This is a genomic window from Paenibacillus camerounensis, from assembly GCF_000723885.1.
In the GTDB taxonomy this organism is placed as follows: domain Bacteria; phylum Bacillota; class Bacilli; order Paenibacillales; family Paenibacillaceae; genus Paenibacillus_AQ; species Paenibacillus_AQ camerounensis.
On sequence record NZ_CCDG010000010.1, the window covers coordinates 42,729 to 67,943 of the forward strand.

General features: G+C 51.8%; 25 protein-coding genes and 1 riboswitch. Of the genes, 20 read left to right on the forward strand and 5 right to left on the reverse strand.

What is annotated here, in order from left to right:
* Positions 1-14 precede the first annotated feature (14 nt).
* From BN3772_RS04140 to BN3772_RS04150, 3 genes are all read right to left on the reverse strand, one after another.
* Positions 15-1,496, reverse strand: a complete 1,482-nt coding sequence (locus BN3772_RS04140) for a copper amine oxidase N-terminal domain-containing protein (protein ID WP_042196971.1) — start codon at positions 1,494-1,496, stop codon at positions 15-17.
* A 25-nt stretch (positions 1,497-1,521) separates the two neighbouring features.
* On the reverse strand, positions 1,522-2,886 hold the full coding sequence (locus BN3772_RS04145) for an MBOAT family O-acyltransferase (RefSeq protein ID WP_042196973.1): 1,365 nt from the start codon (positions 2,884-2,886) through the stop codon (positions 1,522-1,524).
* Between the two features lie 109 nt (positions 2,887-2,995).
* Complete coding sequence (locus BN3772_RS04150; protein ID WP_042196975.1) at positions 2,996-4,336, reverse strand: MFS transporter; 1,341 nt, start codon at positions 4,334-4,336, stop codon at positions 2,996-2,998.
* A gap of 162 nt (positions 4,337-4,498) precedes the next feature.
* Here BN3772_RS04150 and BN3772_RS04155 point away from each other — a divergent pair, with 162 nt between their 5' ends.
* The gene (locus BN3772_RS04155) at positions 4,499-5,707 is read left to right on the forward strand and encodes a helix-turn-helix domain-containing protein (RefSeq protein WP_042196978.1); all 1,209 of its coding nucleotides are present in this window, start codon (positions 4,499-4,501) and stop codon (positions 5,705-5,707) included.
* Positions 5,708-5,807: 100 nt separating this feature from the next.
* Here the strand turns inward: BN3772_RS04155 and BN3772_RS04160 are convergent, their stop codons facing one another.
* A complete protein-coding gene (locus tag BN3772_RS04160) occupies positions 5,808-6,854 on the reverse strand; it encodes a sensor histidine kinase (protein ID WP_425280415.1) in 1,047 nt (348 codons plus the stop codon).
* Between BN3772_RS04160 and BN3772_RS31480 the strand changes: the two genes are divergently transcribed.
* The gene (locus BN3772_RS31480; RefSeq protein WP_280114375.1) at positions 6,790-6,924 is read left to right on the forward strand and encodes a hypothetical protein; all 135 of its coding nucleotides are present in this window, start codon (positions 6,790-6,792) and stop codon (positions 6,922-6,924) included. The two genes, BN3772_RS04160 and BN3772_RS31480, sit on opposite strands and share 65 nt — an antisense overlap.
* Here BN3772_RS31480 and BN3772_RS04165 read toward each other — a convergent pair.
* Positions 6,921-7,619 carry a response regulator transcription factor gene (locus tag BN3772_RS04165; RefSeq protein ID WP_042196982.1) on the reverse strand — a complete coding sequence of 233 codons (699 nt, stop codon included), beginning with the start codon at positions 7,617-7,619 and terminating at the stop codon, positions 6,921-6,923. The genes BN3772_RS31480 and BN3772_RS04165 overlap by 4 nt on opposite strands.
* Before the next feature lie 239 nt (positions 7,620-7,858).
* Between BN3772_RS04165 and mscL the strand changes: the two genes are divergently transcribed.
* From mscL to BN3772_RS04255, 18 genes are all read left to right on the forward strand, one after another.
* The gene (gene mscL / locus BN3772_RS04170) at positions 7,859-8,254 is read left to right on the forward strand and encodes a large conductance mechanosensitive channel protein MscL (protein WP_042196984.1); all 396 of its coding nucleotides are present in this window, start codon (positions 7,859-7,861) and stop codon (positions 8,252-8,254) included.
* 159 nt (positions 8,255-8,413) lie between these two features.
* Positions 8,414-8,584, forward strand: a riboswitch (FMN riboswitch).
* Between the two features lie 216 nt (positions 8,585-8,800).
* The gene (gene ribD, locus BN3772_RS04175; protein WP_042196986.1) at positions 8,801-9,901 is read left to right on the forward strand and encodes a bifunctional diaminohydroxyphosphoribosylaminopyrimidine deaminase/5-amino-6-(5-phosphoribosylamino)uracil reductase RibD; all 1,101 of its coding nucleotides are present in this window, start codon (positions 8,801-8,803) and stop codon (positions 9,899-9,901) included.
* 83 nt (positions 9,902-9,984) lie between these two features.
* Complete coding sequence (locus BN3772_RS04180; protein ID WP_042196990.1) at positions 9,985-10,650, forward strand: riboflavin synthase; 666 nt, start codon at positions 9,985-9,987, stop codon at positions 10,648-10,650.
* A gap of 90 nt (positions 10,651-10,740) precedes the next feature.
* Positions 10,741-11,994 carry a bifunctional 3,4-dihydroxy-2-butanone-4-phosphate synthase/GTP cyclohydrolase II gene (locus tag BN3772_RS04185; protein ID WP_042196992.1) on the forward strand — a complete coding sequence of 418 codons (1,254 nt, stop codon included), beginning with the start codon at positions 10,741-10,743 and terminating at the stop codon, positions 11,992-11,994.
* A 48-nt stretch (positions 11,995-12,042) separates the two neighbouring features.
* Positions 12,043-12,510 carry a 6,7-dimethyl-8-ribityllumazine synthase gene (gene ribH, locus BN3772_RS04190; RefSeq protein ID WP_042178338.1) on the forward strand — a complete coding sequence of 156 codons (468 nt, stop codon included), beginning with the start codon at positions 12,043-12,045 and terminating at the stop codon, positions 12,508-12,510.
* A 161-nt stretch (positions 12,511-12,671) separates the two neighbouring features.
* Positions 12,672-13,463 carry a segregation and condensation protein A gene (locus BN3772_RS04195; RefSeq protein ID WP_042178336.1) on the forward strand — a complete coding sequence of 264 codons (792 nt, stop codon included), beginning with the start codon at positions 12,672-12,674 and terminating at the stop codon, positions 13,461-13,463.
* A complete protein-coding gene (gene scpB, locus BN3772_RS04200; RefSeq protein WP_042196995.1) occupies positions 13,432-14,031 on the forward strand; it encodes an SMC-Scp complex subunit ScpB in 600 nt (199 codons plus the stop codon). The genes BN3772_RS04195 and scpB overlap by 32 nt, the downstream gene beginning before the upstream one ends.
* A gap of 224 nt (positions 14,032-14,255) precedes the next feature.
* Positions 14,256-14,945 (forward strand): DUF2953 domain-containing protein, encoded by a 690-nt coding sequence (locus tag BN3772_RS04205; protein WP_042196999.1) that lies wholly within the window; start codon positions 14,256-14,258, stop codon positions 14,943-14,945.
* Positions 14,946-15,061: 116 nt separating this feature from the next.
* Positions 15,062-15,553 (forward strand): GerW family sporulation protein, encoded by a 492-nt coding sequence (gene ytfJ / locus BN3772_RS04210; protein WP_042197001.1) that lies wholly within the window; start codon positions 15,062-15,064, stop codon positions 15,551-15,553.
* A 159-nt stretch (positions 15,554-15,712) separates the two neighbouring features.
* Positions 15,713-16,915, forward strand: a complete 1,203-nt coding sequence (locus BN3772_RS04215) for a D-alanyl-D-alanine carboxypeptidase family protein (protein ID WP_042197004.1) — start codon at positions 15,713-15,715, stop codon at positions 16,913-16,915.
* Positions 16,916-16,953: 38 nt separating this feature from the next.
* The gene (locus tag BN3772_RS04220; protein WP_042197007.1) at positions 16,954-17,619 is read left to right on the forward strand and encodes a nucleoside recognition domain-containing protein; all 666 of its coding nucleotides are present in this window, start codon (positions 16,954-16,956) and stop codon (positions 17,617-17,619) included.
* A 7-nt stretch (positions 17,620-17,626) separates the two neighbouring features.
* Positions 17,627-18,160 (forward strand): spore maturation protein, encoded by a 534-nt coding sequence (locus tag BN3772_RS04225; RefSeq protein ID WP_042197009.1) that lies wholly within the window; start codon positions 17,627-17,629, stop codon positions 18,158-18,160.
* A gap of 244 nt (positions 18,161-18,404) precedes the next feature.
* On the forward strand, positions 18,405-19,862 hold the full coding sequence (locus BN3772_RS04230; protein ID WP_042197011.1) for a glycoside hydrolase family 1 protein: 1,458 nt from the start codon (positions 18,405-18,407) through the stop codon (positions 19,860-19,862).
* Between the two features lie 166 nt (positions 19,863-20,028).
* Complete coding sequence (licT, locus tag BN3772_RS04235) at positions 20,029-20,880, forward strand: BglG family transcription antiterminator LicT (protein ID WP_042178315.1); 852 nt, start codon at positions 20,029-20,031, stop codon at positions 20,878-20,880.
* A gap of 135 nt (positions 20,881-21,015) precedes the next feature.
* Positions 21,016-22,935, forward strand: a complete 1,920-nt coding sequence (locus tag BN3772_RS04240) for a beta-glucoside-specific PTS transporter subunit IIABC (protein WP_042197013.1) — start codon at positions 21,016-21,018, stop codon at positions 22,933-22,935.
* A gap of 45 nt (positions 22,936-22,980) precedes the next feature.
* Positions 22,981-23,256 carry an HPr family phosphocarrier protein gene (locus tag BN3772_RS04245; RefSeq protein ID WP_042197015.1) on the forward strand — a complete coding sequence of 92 codons (276 nt, stop codon included), beginning with the start codon at positions 22,981-22,983 and terminating at the stop codon, positions 23,254-23,256.
* A gap of 785 nt (positions 23,257-24,041) precedes the next feature.
* Positions 24,042-24,386 carry a peptidoglycan recognition protein family protein gene (locus tag BN3772_RS04250; RefSeq protein WP_042197052.1) on the forward strand — a complete coding sequence of 115 codons (345 nt, stop codon included), beginning with the start codon at positions 24,042-24,044 and terminating at the stop codon, positions 24,384-24,386.
* Between the two features lie 20 nt (positions 24,387-24,406).
* Complete coding sequence (locus BN3772_RS04255; protein ID WP_042178304.1) at positions 24,407-25,165, forward strand: pseudouridine synthase; 759 nt, start codon at positions 24,407-24,409, stop codon at positions 25,163-25,165.
* Positions 25,166-25,215 lie beyond the last annotated feature (50 nt).

Sequence of the window (25,215 nt, forward strand, 5' to 3'; positions counted from 1 at the left end):
AGGCTCTTTTTCAGCTAATCCAAAGTGAGGATGTAATGAATTTCAGTACCGTCCTTGGCATAGGAGAGGTTCCAGCCTAGTATTCCTGCCGTAAAGGACAGCGGGATCAGCGCTTTGCCGCCGGCCAGCAGGGGGGCGGCCTCAAGTGGCAGGCTTATACCGTCGGCGAGCGCAGATTTGCTGCCCAGCGTAAACACTACCGTATGCTGCTGATCTGATACGCTCACAGTCTTGCTTACGGCGTCCCAGGTGACTTCCGCTCCTAATGCAGCGGCTATTTCTTTAGCGGATAGCCATAACTCCTGATTACCTTGGATCAGCCGGCTAGTAAAGGCCAATTTATGTCCGTCTATGATAACGCTGCATGTATAAACATAACCGCTGGTGTCGATAGCTGCGCTGCCGGCCTGAGCTTCCAGGACACCGTTAAATCTGTCGATATTATCATCTGTTACGAGATAATCGCTGTCCCGAATGCCTATGGCTTCAGCGATCCGGCTGTTAACCTCACCGCTGTGATGGCTTAGATCCTTGTACAGGTCGAGGTTGTATGTCCAGCCGGAAGCGCTCTGGAAATCATACAGGCTGACATTATCGTACCGGCTGAACTGTTCGTACATCCATTTACGCATCACTAGCTGGTTGGCAAAGCGGACCGGATTATCGTTGTACCAGGCGACCTGGCGCATCACACTGTAGGGCGGATAGTAAAAGTGAAATTTGACCTCGGGATAAGCCTCCAGCAGCGGCAGGATATATGTGTTGAAGTGCTCTTTAAGCTGGTCTGTGCCTTCCTCATTCACCCCGAAGTACAGCTCATTATCACTGACCTGGAGATAGGCTTCGGCCACATGCTTTTTACCGAAGCTTACTTCTTCATTCCAGTTGTTCAGCAGCTCAAGCTCTTTGCCGGCCGTGCCTTCAAACATACTTTTGATACTGAGTGCAAACTGCCTGTACACGGAGGAATTGAACCAGTACCGATAATCGTTCCACAGTTTGTTGTCGTACAGATAATCCGGGAAATCTGCGGCGGCGGTCTCCGTTTCAAGCTTCAAAGAGAAATAATCAAGTCCCCAGATTACCTGCTTAACTTTGCCGGTCTCCAAGGCCAGCTTGGCAATTTTATAATGCTCATCAACAGTCGAGCCTTCCATCGACAGCTTCAGCGTAGTTCCGCCAATGCTCTGATTCACCTGGGCAGGCAGAAAGTTCTCCGTCATGGAGGTACCGATGATGATATTGTCATAGTTATAGTTTTTGGCCAGCCCGGGGTTCTGGTACCGTTCTTCTTCAGAGAAGAGAGGCGTATACCATGAGGATTTATGATAGAACTGGAGCGGGTCAAGGAATGCGGTAAGCAGGGCGGCAGCCGCCGCGGTAAGCGCAAGAAACAGCAGGAACAGGAGCATCAGCTGCCTGGAGCGGGTATGTGGGCCGCTCGGCTGTGCTGTGCTTTTTGCACAAATAACAGGTTTAGGCTGTGGTGTGGGCATCTTGGACAGACCTCCTATGGCGGTTTTAGAAGTTAAAATACAGGAAAGGTGTAATCCGGTTGAAGAAAAACAGGGAGAATACGAAGATCAAGGCCATTGCCAGTAACGTTTTCCAGCCCCGCACCCTTAACGGCTGCTCCGGACGTACAAGAATAACAACGGTCAGCAAAAGAATCAGCAGGATTGCCCATTTGAGTCCGGGAGCCGTACCGAGTCCAAGTCCGTTCAGCCCGCTCATCCCTTTCAACAGTCTGAGGGCAACCGGCATTTCCTCAGCCCGGAAAAACACCCAGGTCACATTGATAAAGACGAACGTCAGCGCCCAGGCCAGCCATTTAGGCAGGGTCAGCCCAATGCGGGCTCCGATTTTTTCCACGGCCTGTCCTACCCCGTGCAGCAGGCCCCAGAGCAGGAACATCCAGCCGGCCCCGTGCCACAGGCCTCCCAGCAGAAAGGTGATAATTACGTTGCGGATGGAGGTCCAGAAGCCGTTGCGGTTCCCGCCAAGCGGAATATAGATATAATCGCGGAGGAACCGGCTGAGCGTCATATGCCAGCGTCTCCAGAAGCCGCTGATACTGATAGCCCGGTAAGGATTGTTGAAGTTCTGCGGAAGCACGATGTTGAACAGCAGGGCAATTCCGATCGCCATATCCGTATAGCCGCTGAAATCGAAATAAAGCTGCAGCGTATAAGAAAGCACGGCTACCCAGGAGTCGATAAAACAGGCGGCCGAGCTGAAGCCGCTGTCTGCATATCCGGCAAGCGTATCGGCAAGGATCACCTTTTTGCCGAGTCCGGTACAAAACAGCAGGGAGCCCTGCAGAATGTTCCCCCAGTTCCACCGCTTGCCGCGCAGCCGGTCAAACTGCGGCATCATGTCCTTGTGATGGAGGATAGGACCCGCGATCAGATGCGGAAAAAACGTGACGAAGAGTATGTAATTAACCAGACTGTATTCACGGGCCTGCTGCCTGTATGCATCAACCAGATAGGCGATTTGTGTAAAGGTGAAAAAGCTGATGCCCAGCGGCAGGACAAGCTCCAGCAGAGCTGCATTGCTTCCGGTAAGCCCGTTCCAGCTGCTGATCAGAAAATCAGCATACTTGTAATACAGGAGCAGCAGCAGATTCGCAGTCAGGCCGGCAAGCAGGAGCAGCCGGGGGTGCAGTCTGCCGCCGTGCATGTTCCGGCCAAGTGCATAGTTGAACAGAATGGACAAAAGGATCAAAGGGATGTAACGGATATTCCACCAGCCATAGAATGCAAGCGAGGCCAGCGCCAGCCACAGCTTGGAGCAGAGGAATAGACGGAGACGGTTCAGGAGGAAATATCCTGCCAGCACAGCCGGCAGGAAAGCAAACATGAAGGTGTAGGAATTAAATAGCATATGTACCCTCGCTTATAGAGAATTTAGTATAGCCATTACTATAAGCGACAGTTCTTAAGAGCGGCCTGGCAGAAATCTTACCATTTTCTTAACAGGTATGAATGTTTTCTTAGGAATGAAGCTGCATCCCTGTTTCCAGCGTCTGTTGTGCTTCCTTCCGTGAGCCCTGCTTCAAATTTCTGGAGCCGAGGATGGTGACCAGCAGGATCGACATACCGGAAGCCGCAAGCAGCAGGTAGGAGGGGACCCTGTCTACAAGTACACCGTAGAGGATCATTCCAGCCGGTGCAATCGCACCTGAAGCTGTTTCCACAACGGCAAACACTCTTCCAAGATAGGCTGGCTCGACACTCTGCTGCAGGTACACCTGCACCGGAATATTAATATTCATTACTGTGCAGCCGACCATAAACAGCATGGACATCAGGTAAATAAAGGCTCCGGTACGGCTCAAATCCACAATTAGCGGTACTGCAAGGCCAAAGAACAACAGGCCGAGCATGAAGAGGCCGCGGATGAGCGAGCCGGTTGGACTGCTGCTCTGGCGGCGGACGGTCAGCAGCATGGACATTACCAGCATGCCGGCGGCAAGCATTGCATTAATGGTGCCATATTGTCCGGAGCTGAGTGAGAGGTTCTGCACAACGGCATAAGGAAGCACTACATTCAGGGCAACGACGAAAAAATTGACCCAGAAAACAATGACCAGGACGGAGCGGATGACCAGGTTCTTATATACGTAGGATATCCCCCCGGCAAGACTGCCGCGGAACTCTGCGATTACCGGGTTCCTGGTCCGGACGGCGGATATACCGGGCCGCGGCTTATTCCTTTCAGTGTTATCAGCAGGGTTAGCCGCCGGGCTAAACTTAAGGCCTATGCTCATGAGGGTGGAGACAGCAAAGCCGGCAGCATTCAGCAGCAGGAACAGCTTCAGCGGGACGATGGCATAGAGCATGCCGCCGAGCACAGGGGCAAGCAGATTGCCGATGGAGCCGGCGGTCTGATTAAGTGAACTGGCCCGCTGGAGTGAGCCGGGCTCTACAAGCTGGATCAGGGAAGAGGAGATTGCAATGCTGTAGAAGGTAGAGCATACGGACAGCAGAACTAGGGTCACATAAACAGGCGTCAGGGTAACTCCGTTCAGCGAGACGGCCAGATACGCCAGCAGCAGCCCTGCTACAGCGGCGAGATCAGAATAGATCAGCAGCCTGCGGCGGTTCATCCTGTCGGCCATTACTCCGGCAAAAGGTGCCAGCACAATCCGGGGCAGCATTCCACAGACCATCGTAACCGCGAAGCTGCTTCCGGAGCCCGTCAATTTCAGAATGTACAAGCCGACTACAAAAGTAAACATGCCGGAGCCGAGGATTGAAGCTAGCTTGGCTGTGAAGAACAGCAGCATATTACGGTTGCCTGGAATAGCCCATAAGCTTGTTGGTTTAACCATTTACACAACTCCTTTTGAAAACTTGTTTAATTTAATTAAACTTATTGTATGGTCGGAAGCTTGGAATTGCAATAAAAAGTTTAATTTAATTAAACTTTGTTTTTTCTTCAACCTATATTAAGTTATACTGGGGGAAAGACAGACAGAAGGATGGCTAAATAGATGACAACGAAACAGGCGATCGGGGATAAAATAAAAGTTTTGCGCCTATCCAAAGGGCTTACACAGAGTGAGCTGGCCGGAGAAGATATGACCAAAAGCATGCTCAGCCAGATCGAAAACGGCCGGGCACTGCCCTCCATGCGCAGCCTGCAGATTTTGGCTGAACGGCTTGGAGTGGATGCCGGATACTTCCTGGAGGACGACCAGAGTGCGGAGCTGGCCAGGATGGTGCGTGATATAGAAGTACAGTTCAAGCAGAAAAATTATCAGGCAGTTGTCTCCAGTGTGCAGCCGCTGCTGGGCGGCAAGCTGCCGGTAACCGTCGATGCTGCAAGGCTGATGGAATTCTATGTGGGTGCCTGTTACTATACGGGAAGTGCCGGAGGTGAAGAGGCGGTTGCCAGGGCGGCAGAAATTTACGAGCGTTTCGGCTTGTTTGTGGAGAGCGCCAAAGTACAATATCTGACGTACGCATTGCTGTTCACGCAGGGGAAGTATGAGGAAAGCCTGGAGCTGATCCGGAGTGTACGGGGAAAATATCTGACTAAAAAGGTAGGCAACAATGTTCTGTTTGAACTGGACCTCCATTATGCAGAGAGTGTGACGCTGTCCGCCCTGGGTAATTACAGCGGAAGTAAGGAAGCTGCACAGGCAGCTGTTGCCTTGTCCCGCGAAGAAAACGTCTTTTATCTGACGGATCACCTGTACCGCGTGTTATCCAGTCTTGCCCTCATGTCGGGTGACCTGGACGGGGCGAAGCAGAATCTGGAGAAGGCGCGGCTGTATGTAGAGCTGTCGGAGAATGAGGAGTCTGTACAGCTGCTCAGGCTGGCAGATATCAGGCTGGCGAATGCGGAGCAGCGGTATGAAGAGGCGCTAGAGCTGGGGCACAGCTTCCAGGTGACAGGGGACCGGTATGTATCCAGCTGTAACCTGATGGTTGGAATAGCCCTGTATCATCTGCACCGTGATGAAGAGGCGCTGGAGGCATTGTCCCGGGTTACCTTGACAGATGACGTTCACCATCCGCTGGACCGGGCGGCAGTGTTCACTTCTTATGCCTATAAAGCCAGAATCTATGCCAGAACAGGCAAGCTGGAGGAAGCGCGCCAGCAGTCGCAGACTGCCTACGAGCGTGTGCAGCATTTTCCGTCCTCTGTATATTGCACGTTCATCCGTGATACTTACCGTGAGCTGCATCAGCAGTAGGGTAGTACAAATACCAGTGCAGCACACAAAAAGAGCGAAACCGGGATTGGCCGGCTTCCTCTTTTTTGTGCTGGCGGAAGCTCAGCGATTGCACTTATCTTTACGGTTTGGACTGCGGAAAGCTTGTTTCAAACTCTGTTTGTCTGCGTGAACTTGTAGCAGTAATAACCCCGCCGTGCAGCTCGGCAATGCTCTTGGCGATCGCCAGGCCGAGTCCGCTGCCGCCGGTCTTCCGTGAGCGGGATTTGTCCACCCGGTAAAAGCGCTGGAACAGATGGGGCAGATCCCCGGCTGGGATTGGCGGTCCGTAGTTGGTGCAGACGGCTACTACCTGATCCTGCCTGCGGAAGACGGAGATATCAAGCTGCTTGCCTTCTTTTCCGTAACGCACTGCGTTGGTGAACAGGTTCTCATACAGCCGGACCAGTTCATCGGCATCTCCTTGTATAACCAGCGGACCGGGACCGGTGCGGATGCTGTAGCTCATGCCTGCTGCCTCAAGTACAGGGACGAATTCTTCAGCAAGCTGTTCAAGCAGGTTGCCAAGATTGACCGGCTCCTGCCGCAGCGGCAGACCGCTTGAGGTAATGCGGGTATACTCGAACAGATCGTCGATCAGCTTTTTGAGCATCAGTGATTTATCGTAAGCAATGTTGATATAATAGCGAAGTTCGATTTCATCGGCATAGCGGTCTTTTTCGGCATATTCCAGAAAGCCCAGCACAGAGGTCAGCGGTGTACGCAGGTCATGTGATACCCCGGTGATAAGCTCATCCTTGGCTATGGCTGCCGCCCGTTCTTCATCCATCGCCGATTTGAGCCTGCCGGCCATCTTGTTGATGTTATCAGCAAGCGTCCCGAGCTCCTCTGTGCCTGTGACTGCGATGCGGTAGGACAGGTTGCCGTCCGCCATTTTTTGCACACCGGATGAAATGCTGCGCACATAACTCATCGTATTTTTGGTCAACGCCAGAAAAAAGAAAATGTATAGCGGGATGCCGATGATCAGTACAACCGGAAGGGAGCCGATATTGTTAATCACCCAGCGGAGCAGCTTGACCCCCCAGAAGGAGCGCGAGGGATTGAGCCACAGCAGCATGGAAGCCCCCCAGAACAGGACCATGATGATGAGTGCGGCCAGCACAATGCTGGCCAGGCCAAATCCGGCCAGCCGCCAGGATAAAGTATTGAACCGCTTCGTATTCAGAGCAGCTTAACCTCCCTTTTCAATTTTGTAGCCGACGCCCCAGACCGTCTTCAGATATTTCGGCTGGCGCGGATTATCTTCGATTTTTTCCCTGATTTTACGGATATGCACCATCAGCGTATTATTGCTGTCCAGATACTGCTCCTTCCAGACCTTGGAGTAGATCTGCTCCATGCTCAGCACTTGTCCGCTGTTGCGGGCCAGCAGCTCAAGAATAGCGAATTCCCGGGGTGTCAGCTTAACCGGCTGGCCTTCTACACTAACCTCATGCGTGGAGGAGTTAACCGCCAGCCCGTCGATAATCATCCCGCTGTCCTTGGTGGCGTTACCCAGATAGCTTCTTGTCCGGCGCAGCTGTGATTTGATGCGGGCAACGAGCTCCAGCGGACTGAACGGTTTGGTAACATAATCGTCGGCACCTACACTGAGCCCGGTGATTTTATCCAGCTCCTGTCCTTTGGCGGACAGCATAATGATCGGGAATTTACGGGTTTCGCGGATTTTGATACAGGCCTCCAGCCCGTCCATTTCCGGCATCATAATGTCAAGCACCATCAAATCAATGGTTTCTCTGCCGACAATGTCCAGCGCCTCCAGCCCGGTCCTTGCGGTCAGCAGCCTGTAGCCCTCGTGCTCCAGATAAATCTGCATTAATTTGATAATCTCCGCCTCATCATCAACGAGCAGCAGTGTTCCGTTATTCATGGTCCAACTTCCTTTCCTTTGTATCCGCGCAGCCGTTCGATTCCTACCTGGATTATACATGATCTGACGCTGCCCGTTCATTGTAGTCCAGGAATCTTAACGCCGGCAGGAAAGCATCTGTACAAAAGCTTAATATATTCTTAACAAATCTTTAGATTTAACAATTCCGGGACCGGCTTATTGGTCATTTGCTGCGGTAATGCTATAATAACTAAAATCCAATGATCGGGGGAAATGGAATGTGGAAGGAATTTAAAAGCTTTGCCATTAAGGGGAATGTGCTGGATCTGGCGGTTGCCGTAGTCATCGGGGCAGCATTCGGTAAAATTGTATCCTCGCTGGTTGCCGACATTATTATGCCTCTTGTGGGCTTGCTTAGCGGCGGGATCGATCTGGAAAAACTCACCATAACCTATCTCGATGCCGAGGTGAAATACGGGATATTCCTGCAGAGTGTGGTGGATTTCTTTATTATCTCTTTCTCCATTTTTATGGTGGTCAAGCTGGCCAACCGCTTCAAGCACAAGGAGACGGTAAAAGTTGAGGTTGTAGAGCCCCCGGCACCGGGTCCGGAGATTGTCCTGCTGACGGAAATCCGCGATCTGCTGAAAGTGAATAAGCAGGGAGAGGTGTAGCGGTAAGGTGCTGGCTATGCTGTAGGCGAGGCCTGCCGGACAGGAGGGGTTAAGCCGTCGGCATTCAGTACCCGCTTGCTTTTTTTACCGTATAGTGCTAACTTTATTTTAGCCAGTATTGCTGGCTGTGCTATAATAGGTACTTAATTTCATACTGGTTTGATCCTTCAGGGCAGGGTGTAATTCCCTACCGGCGGTGATGTCACTGTTCAATGGCTGTTACAGCCTTAACATGCTCAGTCCGCTACCCGCGCTGTATCTTGTGATACAGACGGTGGACCCGGTGTAATTCCGGGACCGACAGTATAGTCTGGATGGAAGAAGGAGAGAATAACGTACTGCCCCTGAACGGGCAGGCGTACTGGTGTATTTCATAATATATTGTGCGAACTTTCACAAAGGTTAGTGGGAGGGTCTATTTACGCACCATTTTATTTGAATTGCCGGCAAACTCTCGTATATCCCGTCTTGAACTCCGCCTGGAGATTGAGACGGGTTTTTCTGTTTTTTTACTGAAGGCAACTCAGCAGAGATTGGAGGCAGATCATGGATATCATGAATGATGAATTTTACATGTCACTTGCGCTGGACATGGCGGAAAGAGCGCAGGGGCAGACGGGAATTAACCCGGTTGTCGGCTGTGTCGTCGTAAAGGACGGGGCCGTGATCGGCCTGGGCACACATCTGCAGCGCGGCACCGGCCATGCTGAGGTGCATGCACTGAATATGGCGGCAGGCAAGGCACAGGGAAGCACCGCCTATGTCACGCTTGAGCCGTGCAGCCATTACGGCAAGACGCCGCCGTGCAGCCAGCGCCTGATTGACGAGGGGGTTACCCGGGTGGTGGTTGCCTGTGAAGACCCTAATCCGCAGGTAGCGGGCCGGGGCTTTGAGATGCTGCGCGAAGCGGGGATCGATGTTGAAGTCGGGATACTGCGTAGCCGTGCTTTGCGCCTCAATGAGCGGTTTATCAAGTATATTTTGACGAAGCAGCCGTTTGTAACCCTGAAGAGTGCCAGCACGCTGGACGGCAAGCTTGCCACGAAGACCGGTGACAGCAAATGGATATCGAACGGACAGGCAAGGGAAATTGTACATACGCTGCGGCATCGTCACCAGGGGATTATGGTAGGTGTAGGCACGGTAATTGCTGATAATCCTTCGCTCACTACGCGTCTTGAGGTTCCCGGATTACATCCGGTGCGCATCGTCATTGACTCCGGCCTGCGGACTCCGCTGGATGCGAATGTGGTTGCCGACGGGCAGGCGCCGACGATTATTGTGGCAACAGCAGCGGCCGACCCGGCCCGCAGAGCGGCGCTGGAAGCGGCAGGCGTTACAGTTGTAATCAGCGGGGAAGGGGCGCGGGTAGATTTGAAGGACGCGATGGTCAAGCTTGGCGAGATGGAGATCAGCTCCATTCTCCTTGAGGGCGGCGGAACGCTGAACGGTGCAATGCTGGAGAACGGGCTGGTTGACCGGGTGGTTCTGTTCTATGCGCCGAAGATTGTCGGCGGCGGATCAGAAGCTCCGGGGACGTTCGATTTCCCGGGTGTGGCACTGATGAAGGACGCGATCACGCTGGAGGGATTGGAAGTCGAAGTGCTCGGGGATAATGTCTGTATCAGCGGGACTCCGGTGCGTTAACAGGAGAAATGCTTCCGAGGCCAGTTTTGTCCGAAGTAATCTTCATAGTAGTATTCCTAACAAAACTTTTAGGAGGGGATAATATGTTCACCGGATTGATCGAGGAGATCGGCGTGCTGCGCGGTGTCAGCAGCGGCGGTGAGATGATGGTGCTGAACATCGGCGCCTCGCTGATTATGAGTGATCTCAAAATCGGCGACAGCGTGGCCGTCAACGGAGTCTGCCTGACTGCTACCTCGGTTAGCGAGCATTCTTTTACCGTAGACGTCATGCCGCAGACTTACCGTAACAGCAACCTCAAGGAGCTGCGCAGCGGAAGCCGGATGAATCTGGAGCGGGCGATGGCTGCCGGCGGCCGGTTCGGCGGCCATATCGTCCAGGGACACGTGGACGGCACTGGCGAGATCCGCAGTGTCAAACGTGAGCAGAATGCGGTCGTGTTCGAAATTACGCCGGACCGCAATTCCCTGTTCAAATATATTATCCCCAAGGGCTCCATTACACTTGACGGTATCAGTCTTACCGTAGTGAATACATCATCCGCTGCATTTAGCGTATCCATTATCCCGCATACACTCGGTGAAACGGTGCTTACCCATAAGCGGCCGGGTGACAGCATCAATATTGAATGTGATGTGCTCGGCAAATATGTCGATCATCTGCTGCATTACAGGGGCACAGGCAGTGAGGAAGAAGAGAGCAGTTCCAGGATCAGCCGTGATTTTCTGGCGGCTAACGGGTTTGTATAACAGGCCGTAACGGCTGCGCTGTCCTGAACGGGACCGGTATCCGAACGTGCGGGAACTAACTAAGCATAAAGCGATCAGGAGGACAGAATAATGAGCGAGCATAACAAGCAGGACAGTGTCCTGGACCCTGTTGAAGAGGCCATATATGATCTGATGCGCGGTAAGGTGATCATCGTGGTTGATGACGAGGACCGTGAGAATGAGGGAGACTTCGTTGCGCTGGCTGAACGGGCTACGCCGGAGGTCATTAATTTCATGATTACAGAGGGCCGCGGCCTGGTCTGCGTGCCAATTACCGCAGAGCGTGCAGAAGAGCTGGATCTGCAGCCGATGGTGACCACGAACACCGACAATCACGGCACTGCTTTTACCGTATCCGTTGATCATGTCAGCACAACTACCGGAATTTCAGCCGGAGAACGTTCCCAGACAATCAAGGCTTTGATGGATCCGGATGCGAAGCCGGCCGATTTCCGCAGACCGGGACATATGTTCCCGCTCATCGCCAAAAAAGGCGGTGTACTGCGCCGCTCCGGCCATACAGAGGCTGCTGTCGATCTGGCCCGCATGTGCGGCTCTTATCCGGCCGGCGTTATCTGTGAAGTGGTTAAGGTCGACGGCACGATGGCCCGCCTGCCTGATCTTGTAGAAATTGCGAAGAAGCATGATCTCAAGCTGATCAGCATCCAGGATCTGATTCATTACCGCAACGAGAAGGAAAACCTGGTTACCCGTGAAGTATCGGTGAATCTGCCGACTGACTTCGGCATCTTCCAGACTATCGCCTACACGAACGAAGTGGACGATAAGGAGCATGTCGCCCTGGTGAAAGGGGATATCTCCGGTGATGAGCCGGTGCTCGTGCGTGTCCATTCCGAATGTCTGACCGGCGATGTGTTTCATTCGCACCGCTGTGATTGCGGGCCGCAATTTGAAGCGGCGCTGCGCCAGATCGAAGATGCGGGGAGGGGCGTACTGCTCTATATGCGCCAGGAAGGCAGAGGCATCGGCCTGATTAACAAGCTGCGGGCGTATAAGCTGCAGGAGGAAGGGCTGGATACTGTTGATGCCAACCTTAAGCTCGGTTTCCCGGCAGACCTTCGGGATTACGGGATTGGCGCGCAGATTCTGAAGGATCTGGGCATCCGCCAGATCAAGCTGCTGACCAACAATCCGCGCAAGATCAAGGGGCTGGAAGGCTATGGCCTGGAGGTTGTGGAGCGTGTGCCGATCCAGATGCCGGAGAACAAGGACAACACAGGATATCTGCATACGAAGCAGGCCAAGCTGGGGCATCTGCTGTCTTTTGACAATATTGAACAAAATGAGGATTCGAAGGCTTAACTTTTACCATAAAATACTAACTAACCAATGAAGGGTTGATGAATGATTATGCCGAATTATTTTGAAGGACATTTAGTCTCCGAGGGATTGCGTTACGGTGTCGTTGTAGGACGTTTCAATGAATTTATTACGAGCAAGCTGCTGTCGGGCGCATTGGATGCCTTCAAACGCCACGGTGCAGCCGACGATGAAGTGGATGTAGCCTGGGTACCGGGTGTATTTGAAATCCCGCTGATCTGCCAAAAAATGGCTGAAAGCGGGAAATACGATGCGGTTATAGCGCTCGGAACGGTTATCCGCGGCTCCACAACCCATTATGATTATGTGTGCAACGAGGTTGCCAAGGGAGTAGCAGCTATTAATCTCAAAACCGGCGTTCCTACAATCTTTGGCGTTGTTACTACCGAGAATATTGAACAGGCGATCGAACGCTCGGGAACTAAAGCAGGCAACAAGGGCTGGGATGCAGCTACCTCCGCCATTGAGATGGCCAACCTGAACAAGCTGTTTAAGTAAGCTTTTTTGGGCGGTAAGGAGAGCACCCTCTTGACGGAATGGCAGGATTCGTGCTTAGTTATAAGTATAAGAAGAAAGCTTGGACTATAAAAAATCTTTCTACTTGTGTAGCGTCCTTTTAGCGGCGCTGCACTTTACTTTTTTTTGCAGGAGGAAATGTCGTGACTGTATTGTACAAGCTGGAGACGTTCGAAGGTCCGCTCGATCTGCTCTTGCACTTAATCGACAAAGCGGAAATCGACATCCAGGACATTCCGGTCAGCGAAATTACCGAGCAGTACATGGCCTACCTGCAGAGCATGCAGGAGCTTGAGCTGGACATTACCAGTGAGTTTCTCGTCATGGCGGCTACTCTCTTGTCGATCAAGAGCAAGCTGCTGCTGCCGAAGCCGCCGGTTATCGAGATCGAGGATTTCGAATACTACGAGGATGACGGGTATGATCCGCGGGCCGAGCTGGTTGAGCGGCTGATTGAATACCGCAAGATCAAGAGCATTGCCGTACAGCTGATGGATATGGAAAGCGAGCGCAGCTTGATTTTCACCAAAGAACCAGAGGATCTCGGACCGTTTGTGCCGGTCAACCTGGATCATACGCTCAAAGGGCTGCATACCTCCGACCTCATTGCCGCTTTCCGTAAAGCGCTGAGCAAGGCGGCAAGAAGAACCTCCTATCAGCGGATTACCCGCGATGAAATCTCGGTTAAAGACCGGATCCGTGATGTATCAGAGGCGCTGATGCGCAAGGGCATGGGCGGCAGGCTGCGGTTTTCGGCGCTTTTGCACGAGAGTATGGACCGCCATGAGATCGTTACGACCTTCCTGGCTATTCTTGAGCTGATGAAGATGAAGGCGATTTTCTGCTTTCAGGAAAAATTGTTTGATGACATTGTGATGGAGTGGAGAGGAGGAGAGGAATTCAGTGGACTACAAAACGCTGAAATCAATTATTGAGGGTCTGCTGTTCCTGTCCGGGGATGAAGGGCTGTCTGTCCGGCAGATTGCTGAAATTACCGAGCAGCGTCCAGAGCTGGCGGCCAGGGCACTGGAGGAACTGAAGGATGATTATGTGGCCCAGCTGCGAGGCCTTCAGGTAGTACAGATTGCGGGTAATTACCGGCTGGCAACGCTGTCGGACCATGCCCCGTATTTCGAGCGGCTGGCGTATTCGCCGGCAAGATCCTCCTTGTCCCAGGCTGCACTTGAGACGCTGGCTATTGTGGCTTACCGCCAGCCGATTACCCGTGTTGAGATCGAGGAGATCCGCGGAGTGAAGTCTGAGCGGGCGATCCAGACGCTGAACAACAAGGATCTGATCCACGAGGTTGGACGGGCTGAAGCCGTAGGGCGGCCTATTCTGTATGGTACAACGAAGTCCTTCCTGGACAGCTTCGGGCTGGCCAGCCTGAAGGAGCTGCCGGAGCCTTCAAGCTTCGATACAGCCGACAATCTGGAGGAGGAAACCCAGCTTTTGTTCAATAAGCTGGACAGCCAGATGTCCTTTGAAGATGTAGGGCAATAAAGCCATTATTCTTATCTCTATCATTGACCGCTGCTCCGGAAGGAGCAGCGGTCTTTTGTGTACAATAAGAATTCCGTCTTCCCCGCAAAGCGATTGAATCAGCTCGCTGTAAGCCTCCGCGCTGCAGGCTTATTTTGCGTATTTGGATTTGTCCGAATGTTTTCCAGCGAACATTGCCATACTAATCCAAGGGTTCTATAAAAAGGCTGCTTGGAGGTTAATCCGTGACGTTATGGCTTGCTGTACCCTTAGCGCTGCTGCTGCTTGTAATAGTACTTGTGATGTCTTCCTCCATTCATTTTCACTTCCGTCTATGCAGAATCGGCAAGGATGACCGGATTGAATTCGATATAAAAGCTTTATTTGGCCTGGTTAAATTCCATTATGAGCTGCCCAAGCTGATCTACGAGGGAATTGCCCGCGGTATAAGGGTTAAGCTTGAGGAGAGCGGGATTGCTCCTGTTACCAAGGAGGCTGACTCGGTTGAGCGAATTGATGATGAGACGCTGCGGGACTGGAGGGCCAAACTGAAAGAGGCACTGCAGGCTACTCAGGGGCTGAAGCGCTGGATGAAAAAGCTGCTGTCCCATGTCCGTATTACCCGGCTTGACTGGTCTACTGATTTCTCTCTGGGTGACGCTGCTTATACAGCCACGGCTACAGGAGCGCTGTCCGGGCTGAAGTGGGGCCTGGTCGGCTGGATCTCGCGTTATGTGCGCGTGCAGCGCAGTCCGCGCATGTTTGTCGTTCCTGTATTCCGTGATGATGAGCTGTGCTTTTCTACAGAGGCTGTCTGTACAGGCAAGCTGCCGGTTTCAAGTGTTTTCTATGCGGGAATCCAGCTGCTGTGGCGTGTCATCACGGTAAAGGGCGGGCTGTCGCGCTGGATACGCCTGCTTAAGAATAAAAGCTGATTTCCGCTTACGGAGCTTATGCTAAGAAACATCTTACATACAAATGCTGCGTATTGGGGATGATATCACCTGTGATCAACCTGAACAGTCTTTAAAAGCCAAAGGAGGATAATAATATGAGCGACCATCCGATTCAAGGTCTGATGCAGACGGCGATGGAAAATATCAAGGGCATGGTGGATGTAAATACGATTGTCGGAGATCCGGTGGAAACCCCGGACGGGAGCGTTATCCTGCCAATCAGTAAAGTGGCCTTCGGATTTGCTGCAGGGGGCAGCGACTTCAGAGTGGAGGATGACGGTCCCGGCGTCAACGGAAGCGGAAGCGGAGTCAAAATGCTTCCATTCGGAGGAGGCAGCGGGGGCGGGGTATCCATCCGTCCGATTGCTTTTCTCGTAGTCGGCAGGGAAGGGGTACATATTGTGCCGCTGGATAACCAGACCCATCTGTTTGAAAAAATCATTGATGCAGCACCGAATCTGATTGACAAAATTCAGAACATGATTCAATCCGGGACACCGGCCGGTGCCGAGATTGTCGGCGCTCCGGGCAGCAAAACGACAACGGTAAAAACAGAAACCGTGCAATCCAACTCATCAGCCCATTAATGTCCGGCAGCTTATAACTTTTGGGATACCGCCTAAACAGGGCGGTGTCCTTTTTTGCCTTCCGGGGTGGAGAAGGACATACCTTCCGGGCCTCCCGCATACACTTGTACAACACAGAAGGATAGTAGAACTGAATGAAAGCCGGAGGATGAACAGAACATGAAACGATTGAAAAGGATCACTGGGAAGCCGATGTTGCTTTTGATAATGTGCATGCTGCTGGCCGTTACGGCTCCGGCTTATCCGGTCCGGGCTGAGAATGCATCTATCTCAACACATGCCAGGGCAGCGGCGCTGATTGATGTTGAATCCGGGAGGCTGCTATACAGCAGCCGTGGAGATGAGCCGATGCTAATTGCCAGCCTGACCAAGATCATGACGGCTATAGTGGCTATAGAGAACGGGGATTTGACTTCCAAAGTTAAGGTGGGCAAAAATGCATTTGCCAAGGAAGGCTCATCGCTATACCTGAAGCAGGGGGAAGAGATGCTGCTGGAGGATATGCTGTACGGCCTGATGCTGCGCTCGGGAAATGATGCAGCCACAGCCATTGCCGAGCATGTGGGAGGATCCGAGCAGGGCTTCGTCTATATGATGAATGCCAAGGCGGAAGAGCTGGGGCTGAAGAACAGCCACTTTGCCAATCCTCACGGGCTGGATGCAGAAGGCCATTATTCCAGTGCCAATGACATGGCTGTGCTGACCGCATATGCAATGCATAATCCTGTATTCAAAGAGATTGTGAAGACACAAGAGAAGACTGCAGACAACCCTTATGAGAAATGGGACTACAAATGGGCCAATAAGAATAAAATGCTGCGCTTGTACGAAGGGGCCGACGGCGTTAAAACCGGCTACACCAAAAAAGCGCTGCGCTGCCTGGTCAGCTCCGCTACCCGCGGCGGCCAGCAATTGGTTGCGGTGACGCTGAATGACGGCAACGACTGGAACGATCATGCGGCGCTGCTGAATTTCGGGTTCAATCATTATCCGCTAAAAACCTTGATTGAACGCGGCGAGGGCATCAGCGGCTACAGCTTCCTGACGTCGAGAAAATTTGCTTATCCGCTCGGCCAGGGCGAGGAGGCCAGAATTACAACAAAGCTGGTGCTCAGTGAGGAGCCCGCCGCGGGAACGGCAGTCCGCACCAGCAGCTTCGGTCTGAAGGGAGCTGTAGTGCTGCAGCTTGGCGGGAATGAAATCGGACGCGTACCGGTCTATGAGCCTGATCAGCTGCCGCCTGAAGAATCTCAGTATATGAAGCGATACAGAACAGCCGGAACTGCCGCTGCCTATCCGGCAAGCAACTGGCTGCAGGCGCTGGGCAGTGCGCTGCGGGCGCTGCTGCAGATGGGAAGATAATTAGAGGGCCTGCATCACAGGGCAGGGGAGGGACCGGGATGATTAATGGAATCTGGCTGGGAATGATCGTGATCGGCTTTATATTTGCTGCCGTAAACGGCCGGATGGATGCATTTACGGCAGCTGTCTTTGACGGCGCCAAAAACGGGGTTACGGTAAGCTTTGGCCTGATCAGTGTACTGGTATTCTGGATGGGGATGATGCGGGTAGCCGAGGACGCGGGGCTTCTGCGCAAAATTGCCAGACTGCTCGGGCCGGTGGTAGGCTTCCTGTTCCCGGATGTGCCGAAGGGCCATCCGGCAATCGGCTATATTCTCTCTAATATGAGCGCTAACCTGCTGGGCCTGGGCAATGCTGCAACACCAATGGGGATAAAAGCGATGCAGGAGCTGCAGACACTTAACCCTGACAAGGAGACAGCGACCCCGGCCATGTGCACCTTACTCGCACTGAATACAGCCAGTATAACGCTAATTCCGGCTACACTGATTGCGATCCGGCTCAATTACAGCTCAGCTGATCCGGCCGGGATTGTCGGCACGACGCTGGCGGCAACCGCCGTAGCGACACTGGCTGCGATTGGCGCGGACAGGCTGATGCGCAGGCTGACGCTGCTGCGCAAGCCGCCGAAGCCGCCCGCCGTAAGGACGGGAGATCCGTCCGGAGGGAGCCCCGGGCTTCCGCATACCTCGATGAAAGGGTGAGCCGAGCTTGTTACATCTAATCAGCCTCATCTCAGCTTGGGCGATCCCGGTTATGATCACCTTTATTCCGCTGTATGCTTTTACGCGTAAGGTTCCAGTGTATGAATCCTTTGTAGAAGGGGCTAAAGACGGCTTCGGCACAGCGATTGCCATCATTCCGCATCTGGTCGGCATGCTTGTCGCTATCAGCGTATTCCGGGCCTCCGGAGCGCTGGATTTCCTGATGGGCTTTATCGCTCCTGCGCTGGAAGGGCTCGGAGTGCCTCCGGAGGTGCTGCCTCTCGGCCTGCTGCGGCCGCTGACCGGTACCGGTTCACTGGCCTATACAACCGACCTGATCCGCGTCCACGGGCCGGATTCCCTGATCGGGATGATTGCATCCACCATTCAGGGAAGCACAGACACGACATTGTATGTGCTGACAGTCTATTTCGGCGCAGTCGGCATTCGTAACGGCCGTTATGCGCTTAAGGTCGGCCTGTTCTCCGACATTGTCGGCTTCATCGCGGCTATTGCCGTATGCTTACTGGTTTTTGGATAAGCTGCTGTGTGCCCCTGCATGAGAATTTGAAATTCCGGAATTGCTGTGTTAGGATAGAAGTAATTGAATAATCCTTAAATTCATCGTTTAATGGATTGTTACTGGCCGGGCCAGGCAAAACCTAAACTGATGGTAAAGCATTTGTCTACTCTTTTTGGAGGGCGGCAAATTCCTTTACTAACGGTTTAGGTTTTTCTTGTTTTCGGGCATCCTACTCATACAATAACAGAAAGAGGTTATGTTCATGGCTAAAGCAATAACGGAATTCCCGCACAACTTTTTGTGGGGCGGCGCAACGGCGGCTAACCAGCTTGAGGGCGGTTTTGACTTGGACGGCAAAGGCTTGTCTACTGCCGATATGATTGCCCATGTGCCGAAGGCGCTGCGTAAAGGGGATCACTCGATGGAGATTTCCTCGGAGCGCATTGCCGAAATTCTGGCAGGGGACCTCAGCGAGCGGTTTCCGAAACGCGAAGGTGTGGATTTCTACCACCGTTATAAAGAGGATATTGCCCTGTTCGCAGAAATGGGCTTTAAAGTATTCCGCATGTCGATCAACTGGGCCCGTATTTTTCCGAACGGTGATGACGCCGAGCCGAATGAAGCAGGCTTGCAATTCTACGACAATGTGTTCGACGAGCTGCTGAAATACGGTATTGAGCCGCTGGTAACGCTGTCCCATTATGAGACGCCGCTTGGCCTGACCCTGAAATATAACGGCTGGGCCAGCCGTGAAGTGGTCGGGCATTATGTAAAATACGCTGAGACCGTATTCACCCGCTACCGGAACAAGGTGAAATACTGGCTGACCTTTAACGAAATTAACGTAATGGTCATGAGCCCTTATACCGGCGGAGGCATTCTGTCCGATAAAACCGAGCACAAGCTGCAGACAGTCTACCAGGCGCTGCATCATCAATTTGTAGCAAGTGCGCTGGTTACGAAGCTGGGCCATGAGATCATTCCGGGTTCGCAGATTGGCTGTATGCTGGCCCGCCTTGAGTCCTACCCGCACACCTGTAACCCTGAAGATGTACGTAAGAGCCAGCTGGAAAGCCAGATGAATCTGTTCTTTACCGATGTGCATGCCCGCGGTGAATATCCTAACTACATGAACCGTTATTTTGCCGAGAATAATATCGTAATCGCACGCGAGCCCGGGGATGACGATATCATTGCCGCTCACACAGTCGATTTCATTTCCTTCAGCTATTACATGACACTTACTGTAACAGCCGGACCGGAAGGGGACGTTACAGGAGGCAACCTGATCGGCGGCGTCAAAAACCCGTATCTTGAAGCTTCCGACTGGGGCTGGCAGATCGATCCTGTAGGCCTGCGCGTTACACTGAACACCTTGTATGACCGTTACCGGAAGCCTCTCTTTATTGTAGAGAACGGACTCGGCGCTATCGACCGTGTTGAGGCAGACGGTTCTATCCATGATACTTACCGCATCGACTACCTGAAGCAGCATATTATTCAGATGAAAGAAGCGGTTAAGGACGGTGTGGAGCTGATGGGCTATACGGCCTGGGGCCCGATTGACCTGGTAAGCATGTCCACTTCGGAAATGTCCAAGCGTTACGGATTCATTTATGTCGACCTGGATGATGAGGGCAAGGGTACACTCGCGCGCAGCAAAAAGGATTCTTTTGACTGGTATAAAAAGGTAATCGAATCAAATGGTGAAGTATTATAAAACGTTTTCATTTTAACGTTGTCAATCTGGGGACAATGTGATAATATGCATATACGGGAAAACTAAAACTGGATTGTTACTGAACTTTCAGGCAAAACCAGAAGCTGGCATTATGTGCCTGTTTTGGTTTTGCCTTTTTACTACTCTGACGGCGTAAGGTGATGGGATGAAAATTGAGAAGGTGCTCAACAATAATGTCGTGACCGTGCTGGATGCCAGCCAAAATGAGCTGGTTATCATGGGACGGGGAATTGCCTTCAAGAAGCATACCGGCGACAGTCTTGATGAGACCAAGATAGAAAAGGTATTCTCATTGGATAACAAAGAAGTCTCGCAAAAGCTTATGACGCTGCTGTCGGATATTCCAATTGAATATGTTGAATGCTCCGATGAAGTGATCCGCTATGCGGAGACGGTTCTGGGCGATAAGCTCCACGACAGTGTGTACATCTCGCTTACAGACCATATCCATTTCGCCATTGACCGGCACCGCCAGGGGCTTCAGCTTAAGAATGCGCTGCTGTGGGAGATCAAGAGAATGTACCGCAAGGAGTTCTCGATCGGCCTTAAAGCACTGCAAATTATCGAAGACCGGCTCGGCGTATTGTTGCCGGAAGACGAGTGCGCTTTCATTGCAATGCATCTGGTTAATGCCCAGCTGAACGGTGAGATGCGTGAAACGGTCAGCATCACGAATATTGTGAAGGATATTTCCAATATTGTGAGGCGCAGCTTTTTGATTGAGCTGGATGAGGAGTCATTAAGCTATTACCGCTTTCTGACGCACCTGAAATTCTTTGCCCAGCGGGTGGTTCGCGGTTCACCGGTTGACGACAGGGACAGGGATCATGCGCTGCACGATCTTGTCCGTGTGCAATACCCGGAGGCTTATGCCTGCGCAGCAAAAATTGCGGATTATACCCGTAAGATCTACAAACGGAACTTGTCCAAGGAAGAAATTTTGTACATGACGATTCACATTGAACGGATTGTCAGAAGTGAAGAGACAACAGAATAAGAGCAAGCAAGACGGGATTGTTACTCTAAGCAGGCAAAACCTAAACGCTGAATAGTATATGCGGCATTATCGCGATACTATGGGTGTTTAGGTTTTTTTGTTCCAAAAAACTCGGAATTAAAGGAGCACATTGAGATGGATAAAACAGCACTCTCCAAGGATATATTGAAGCTGGTGGGCGGGGAAGAGAATATCGAACAGGTTACCCACTGTATGACCCGTTTGCGCTTCAACCTTAACGACAACAAGAAAGCCGATAAAGCGGCACTGCAGAAAACGGATGGCGTTATGGGTGTAATGATTAACGGCGGCCAGTTCCAGGTTATCATCGGTAACGATGTGCCGGTCGTATATAACGAGCTGGTAAAGAATATGAAGGGCTCTCCCGAGGGTAGAGTAAGCTCGTCCTCAGCTGATGCCGGAGACAAGAAGAAAAAGAATGTGCTAAGCAGCATACTCGATTTCATCTCAGGAAGCTTTACACCGATTCTGCCGGCCATCACCGGCGCGGGTATGATTAAAGGGATTATTGCCCTGCTGGTAGCTGCGGGATGGATGGGTACCACGAGTTCAACCTATATTATTCTTTCAGCCATCGGTGACGGCGCATTCTACTTCCTGCCGATTATTCTGGCCGTAAGTGCCGCCCGTAAGCTGGGCAGTAATATGTATATTGCCGCTGCCATCGGTGCAGCTATTCTGCACCCCACGATAACAACGCTGCTGGGCGCAGGTGAGCCGGTTACCTTTGCCAGCCTGCCTGTTGTAGCTGCAACGTATTCATCGTCGGTTATTCCAATCATCATTGCGGTATGGCTGGCTTCCTATGTGGAAAAAGCGGTCGATAAAGTTACACATGCATCGCTTAAGCTGATTATTGTTCCGACTGTTACGCTGCTCGTAATTGTACCGCTGACCCTGATTGCTGTTGGTCCGATTGGTGTTATTGTAGGTAACGGCCTGACCGACGGGATTTCCTGGCTGTTTGATAATACAGGCTTGTTTGCAGGTCTGCTGCTGGGCGGCACGATGTCCCTGCTGATTATTACAGGTATGCACTACGCGCTGATTCCAATCATGATCGCCTCTATTGCCACCCTTGGATATGACTACATCATTCCAATTATGATGGTCGCTAACTTTGCGCAAGCCGGTGCAACCTTTGGTGTATTCCTGAAAACGAAAAACAGCAAGCTGAAGCCGTTGGCTCTTTCAACAAGTGTAACGGCACTGATGGGGATTACCGAGCCGGCAATGTATGGTGTAAATATGCGATTCAAGAAACCGTTTATCGGCGCTTTGATCGGCGGAGCAGTTGGCGGAGCATTCTTGAGCCTGTTCAAAGTAAAAGCTTATGTAATCGGCGGTCTGGCTGGTTTGTCCGGAATTCCAATGGTTATTGGTGCGACGTTTGTCTACTCATTGATCGGATTTGCAATCGGTATTGTTGTAGCTGCAGTTGCAACCTACATTATGGGCTTCGAAGATGAGCCTGAAGCTGCAGCAGCGGCGGTTCCGGCTGCAACAGCTGATGCAAATGCCTCTTCTTCTAACTCAGCTGTAATTGCTGATGCACTGGAAGCAGAAACTGCTCCTAAGGTTACCGAGGATATCTACAGCCCGATTACAGGTGAAGTGAAGCCGCTTAGTGAAGTGAACGATCCGGCATTTTCCGAAGAAATTATGGGTAAGGGATTTGCGATTCAGCCGTCGGAAGGACGCGTAGTATCTCCTGTTAACGGTACAGTGTTCTCCTTATCGAAGAGCGGACATGCGATTGGCCTGGTCAGCGACAACGGCGCTGAAATGCTGATTCACATCGGTATTGATACCGTGAAGCTGAAAGGCCTGCATTTCTCTCCTAAGGTTACAGCCGGCACCAAAGTATCTGTCGGTGATCTGCTGATGGAATTCGACCGGGTTGAAATTGAAAAAGCAGGCTATAGCACCATTACTCCGGTAATTATCACCAATATTGCCGAGTACAGCTCCATCAAACCGGGAGGCCGTTCTGCCGTGAAAGAGCAGGAGCTTCTGTATACTGTACAGGCTTAGAATATTAACAACATTATTATAATGAAGAAAAGGAGATAACCTGTTATGCAAAAGACATTCAAAATTGTTGATGAAGACGGTATCCATGCCCGTCCGGCCACTGCACTGGTAAACACAGCAACCAAATTTAAAGACACTGAGGTGTTCGCTGAAAGCGGCGGCAAGAAGGTTACCCTAAAATCAATTCTCGGCGTGCTGTCGCTCGGCCTTGAGCCCGGCGATACGCTGAGCCTGATTGCAGAAGGCGGCCAGGCTGCAGAAGCACTGAGCGCGCTGCAGGAGGTTATGGTTAAGGAAGGGCTGGGCGAGGTTCAGGAGTAAGCGGGCTGAATGCCGCCTGCTCATAGGGCTGACCTTACGGCAGACAAATAAAAAACTGGTGTTCCGGTACCTGCCCACTTGCAGGTATTCGGGCACCGGTTTTTTGTGTTAGCTATACTCCGGAAAAGGCGGAGACGGCTCTATTTCCAATCAATTGATTGGAAATAATCCGCTTACATTACGGAGGCGTGCACGTTAGCCGGATTTAGTGGGAAAAAGGCTGACTAATCCTGCTCTTTTTGCTCAAATGCAGATTTCTCGAGGATTTAAGTGTGCTTTTTCCACCTAAACCCTTTCTTCACTAAAATCAGAGTGAATTAGCCTGACTTTTTCCACCTAAATTTCTGGAGACGCTTCTTCTGACTATATATCGGGGGATAAAGCTCTTGGGTGTTTTGCGTAAATCATGTGACTTCACAGGCAGTGGCCCATTATTCTGCCTGTGTTTTCCAGCAAGCAAGCGCTGCTAAGCCGCTTGCTCCTAATCACCCTCACCCTCAGCGGGGTGAGGGTTTGCTTTTGTCTTAAAGCGCAGCGGATGGTCGAAAGGAACGGAGGGGATTTTGGAACTGCAGGAGCGTCAGCGACCGCCTTTAGGTTTGGATTTCTACCGCGGCCAGCGGATCGAAAACAGGAAATCCAAACCTAACAGCGGCCGGAAGTCCAAAAGTTCCCGCAGTTACGGCAGCAGCCCATCAGTAAGATTGTTTAAGAAAGCAACCCGTCACCCCGCCCGTCACCCGATCATATGCTATTGCAGCAATACGGAGGGAGGCCGGCATGCGTTGGAATATAAGGGATTTATTCTGCATCATTCCCGCTGTCCGTCGATAAACGGCAAGGGATTTGATTTTTGGGTGGGGAGGGACGGCGGGATTTACGCCGCACCGCTGCTGACAGACCCGGATTATATCCATATCTGTCTGGAGGGCAATTACGCCGAGAAAGATAACGTTCCGCAGCAATCGGAACGCTGGGAGCAGCTGTTTGCCGCAGGTAAGCTCATTCTGGAGCTGACAGCGCGTTACCAGATTTCACCGCTGCTGATCGAGCCGCACAATAAAACTTGTCCGGGAAATTTTTTTCCGTGGAATGAACTTGTGATTTATCCCGCTGATGGTTATCATTAACCTGAGGTGAGTAGTCGAAAATGGAAAGATTACAGAAAATTTTGGCGCAAGCAGGTGTTGCGTCCAGACGCAAGTGTGAAGAAATGATTTTGGCCGGTAAAGTAGAGGTCAACGGGGAAGTTGTAACTACGCTAGGTACAAAGGTAGACCCCGAGCAGGATATTATTAAAGTGGCCGGAAGATTGATCCGGGGCGAAAATAAAATCTACATCATGTTCAACAAGCCCAAGGGTGTCATTACAAGCGCATCTGATGACAAGGGCCGTAAGGTAGTAACGGATTATTTGAAAGGGATCAAAGAGCGGGTATACCCTGTAGGCCGGCTGGATTATGACACTGAAGGGCTGCTGCTGCTGACGAATGACGGGGAATTTGCTAATCTGCTGACCCATCCGAAGCATCACGTGCCGAAGACGTATCTGGCTACGGTCAAGGGTACTCCGCATGGTACTGCCTTGGACAAGCTTAAGGCAGGCATCAAGCTGGAGGACGGCATGACCGCACCGGCTGAAGTGGAATACAAGGATATAGACGAAGCCAATAAGGAAACAGTTATCAGCATCACCATCCACGAAGGACGCAACCGCCAGGTGCGCCGGATGTTCGAGGCGATTTCTCATCCGGTTATCCGGCTGAAGCGGATTTCCTTCGGCGATATTCTGCTGCAAAATCTCAAGCGCGGCTCTTACCGCCATTTGACCAAGGACGAAGTTAACCATCTGCAGCAGATCGCTAAGGCAGGAGCGCTTAAGTCAAATCAGACCCGCAAAGACACATAAAGTTCACATTTTCTCCTCCTAAAACTGTGGCAATATTCGGTATAATGTTC

Coding starts and splice junctions, on each gene's coding strand:
- BN3772_RS04140 (WP_042196971.1), bottom strand. CDS start 1,496: ATGCCCACACCACAGCCTAAACCTGTTATTTGTGCAAAAAGCACAGCA.
- BN3772_RS04145 (WP_042196973.1), bottom strand. CDS start 2,886: ATGCTATTTAATTCCTACACCTTCATGTTTGCTTTCCTGCCGGCTGTG.
- BN3772_RS04150 (WP_042196975.1), bottom strand. CDS start 4,336: ATGGTTAAACCAACAAGCTTATGGGCTATTCCAGGCAACCGTAATATG.
- BN3772_RS04155 (WP_042196978.1), top strand. CDS start 4,499: ATGACAACGAAACAGGCGATCGGGGATAAAATAAAAGTTTTGCGCCTA.
- BN3772_RS04165 (WP_042196982.1), bottom strand. CDS start 7,619: ATGAATAACGGAACACTGCTGCTCGTTGATGATGAGGCGGAGATTATC.
- mscL (WP_042196984.1), top strand. CDS start 7,859: ATGTGGAAGGAATTTAAAAGCTTTGCCATTAAGGGGAATGTGCTGGAT.
- ribD (WP_042196986.1), top strand. CDS start 8,801: ATGGATATCATGAATGATGAATTTTACATGTCACTTGCGCTGGACATG.
- BN3772_RS04180 (WP_042196990.1), top strand. CDS start 9,985: ATGTTCACCGGATTGATCGAGGAGATCGGCGTGCTGCGCGGTGTCAGC.
- BN3772_RS04185 (WP_042196992.1), top strand. CDS start 10,741: ATGAGCGAGCATAACAAGCAGGACAGTGTCCTGGACCCTGTTGAAGAG.
- ribH (WP_042178338.1), top strand. CDS start 12,043: ATGCCGAATTATTTTGAAGGACATTTAGTCTCCGAGGGATTGCGTTAC.
- ytfJ (WP_042197001.1), top strand. CDS start 15,062: ATGAGCGACCATCCGATTCAAGGTCTGATGCAGACGGCGATGGAAAAT.
- BN3772_RS04215 (WP_042197004.1), top strand. CDS start 15,713: ATGAAACGATTGAAAAGGATCACTGGGAAGCCGATGTTGCTTTTGATA.
- BN3772_RS04220 (WP_042197007.1), top strand. CDS start 16,954: ATGATTAATGGAATCTGGCTGGGAATGATCGTGATCGGCTTTATATTT.
- BN3772_RS04230 (WP_042197011.1), top strand. CDS start 18,405: ATGGCTAAAGCAATAACGGAATTCCCGCACAACTTTTTGTGGGGCGGC.
- licT (WP_042178315.1), top strand. CDS start 20,029: ATGAAAATTGAGAAGGTGCTCAACAATAATGTCGTGACCGTGCTGGAT.
- BN3772_RS04240 (WP_042197013.1), top strand. CDS start 21,016: ATGGATAAAACAGCACTCTCCAAGGATATATTGAAGCTGGTGGGCGGG.
- BN3772_RS04245 (WP_042197015.1), top strand. CDS start 22,981: ATGCAAAAGACATTCAAAATTGTTGATGAAGACGGTATCCATGCCCGT.
- BN3772_RS04255 (WP_042178304.1), top strand. CDS start 24,407: ATGGAAAGATTACAGAAAATTTTGGCGCAAGCAGGTGTTGCGTCCAGA.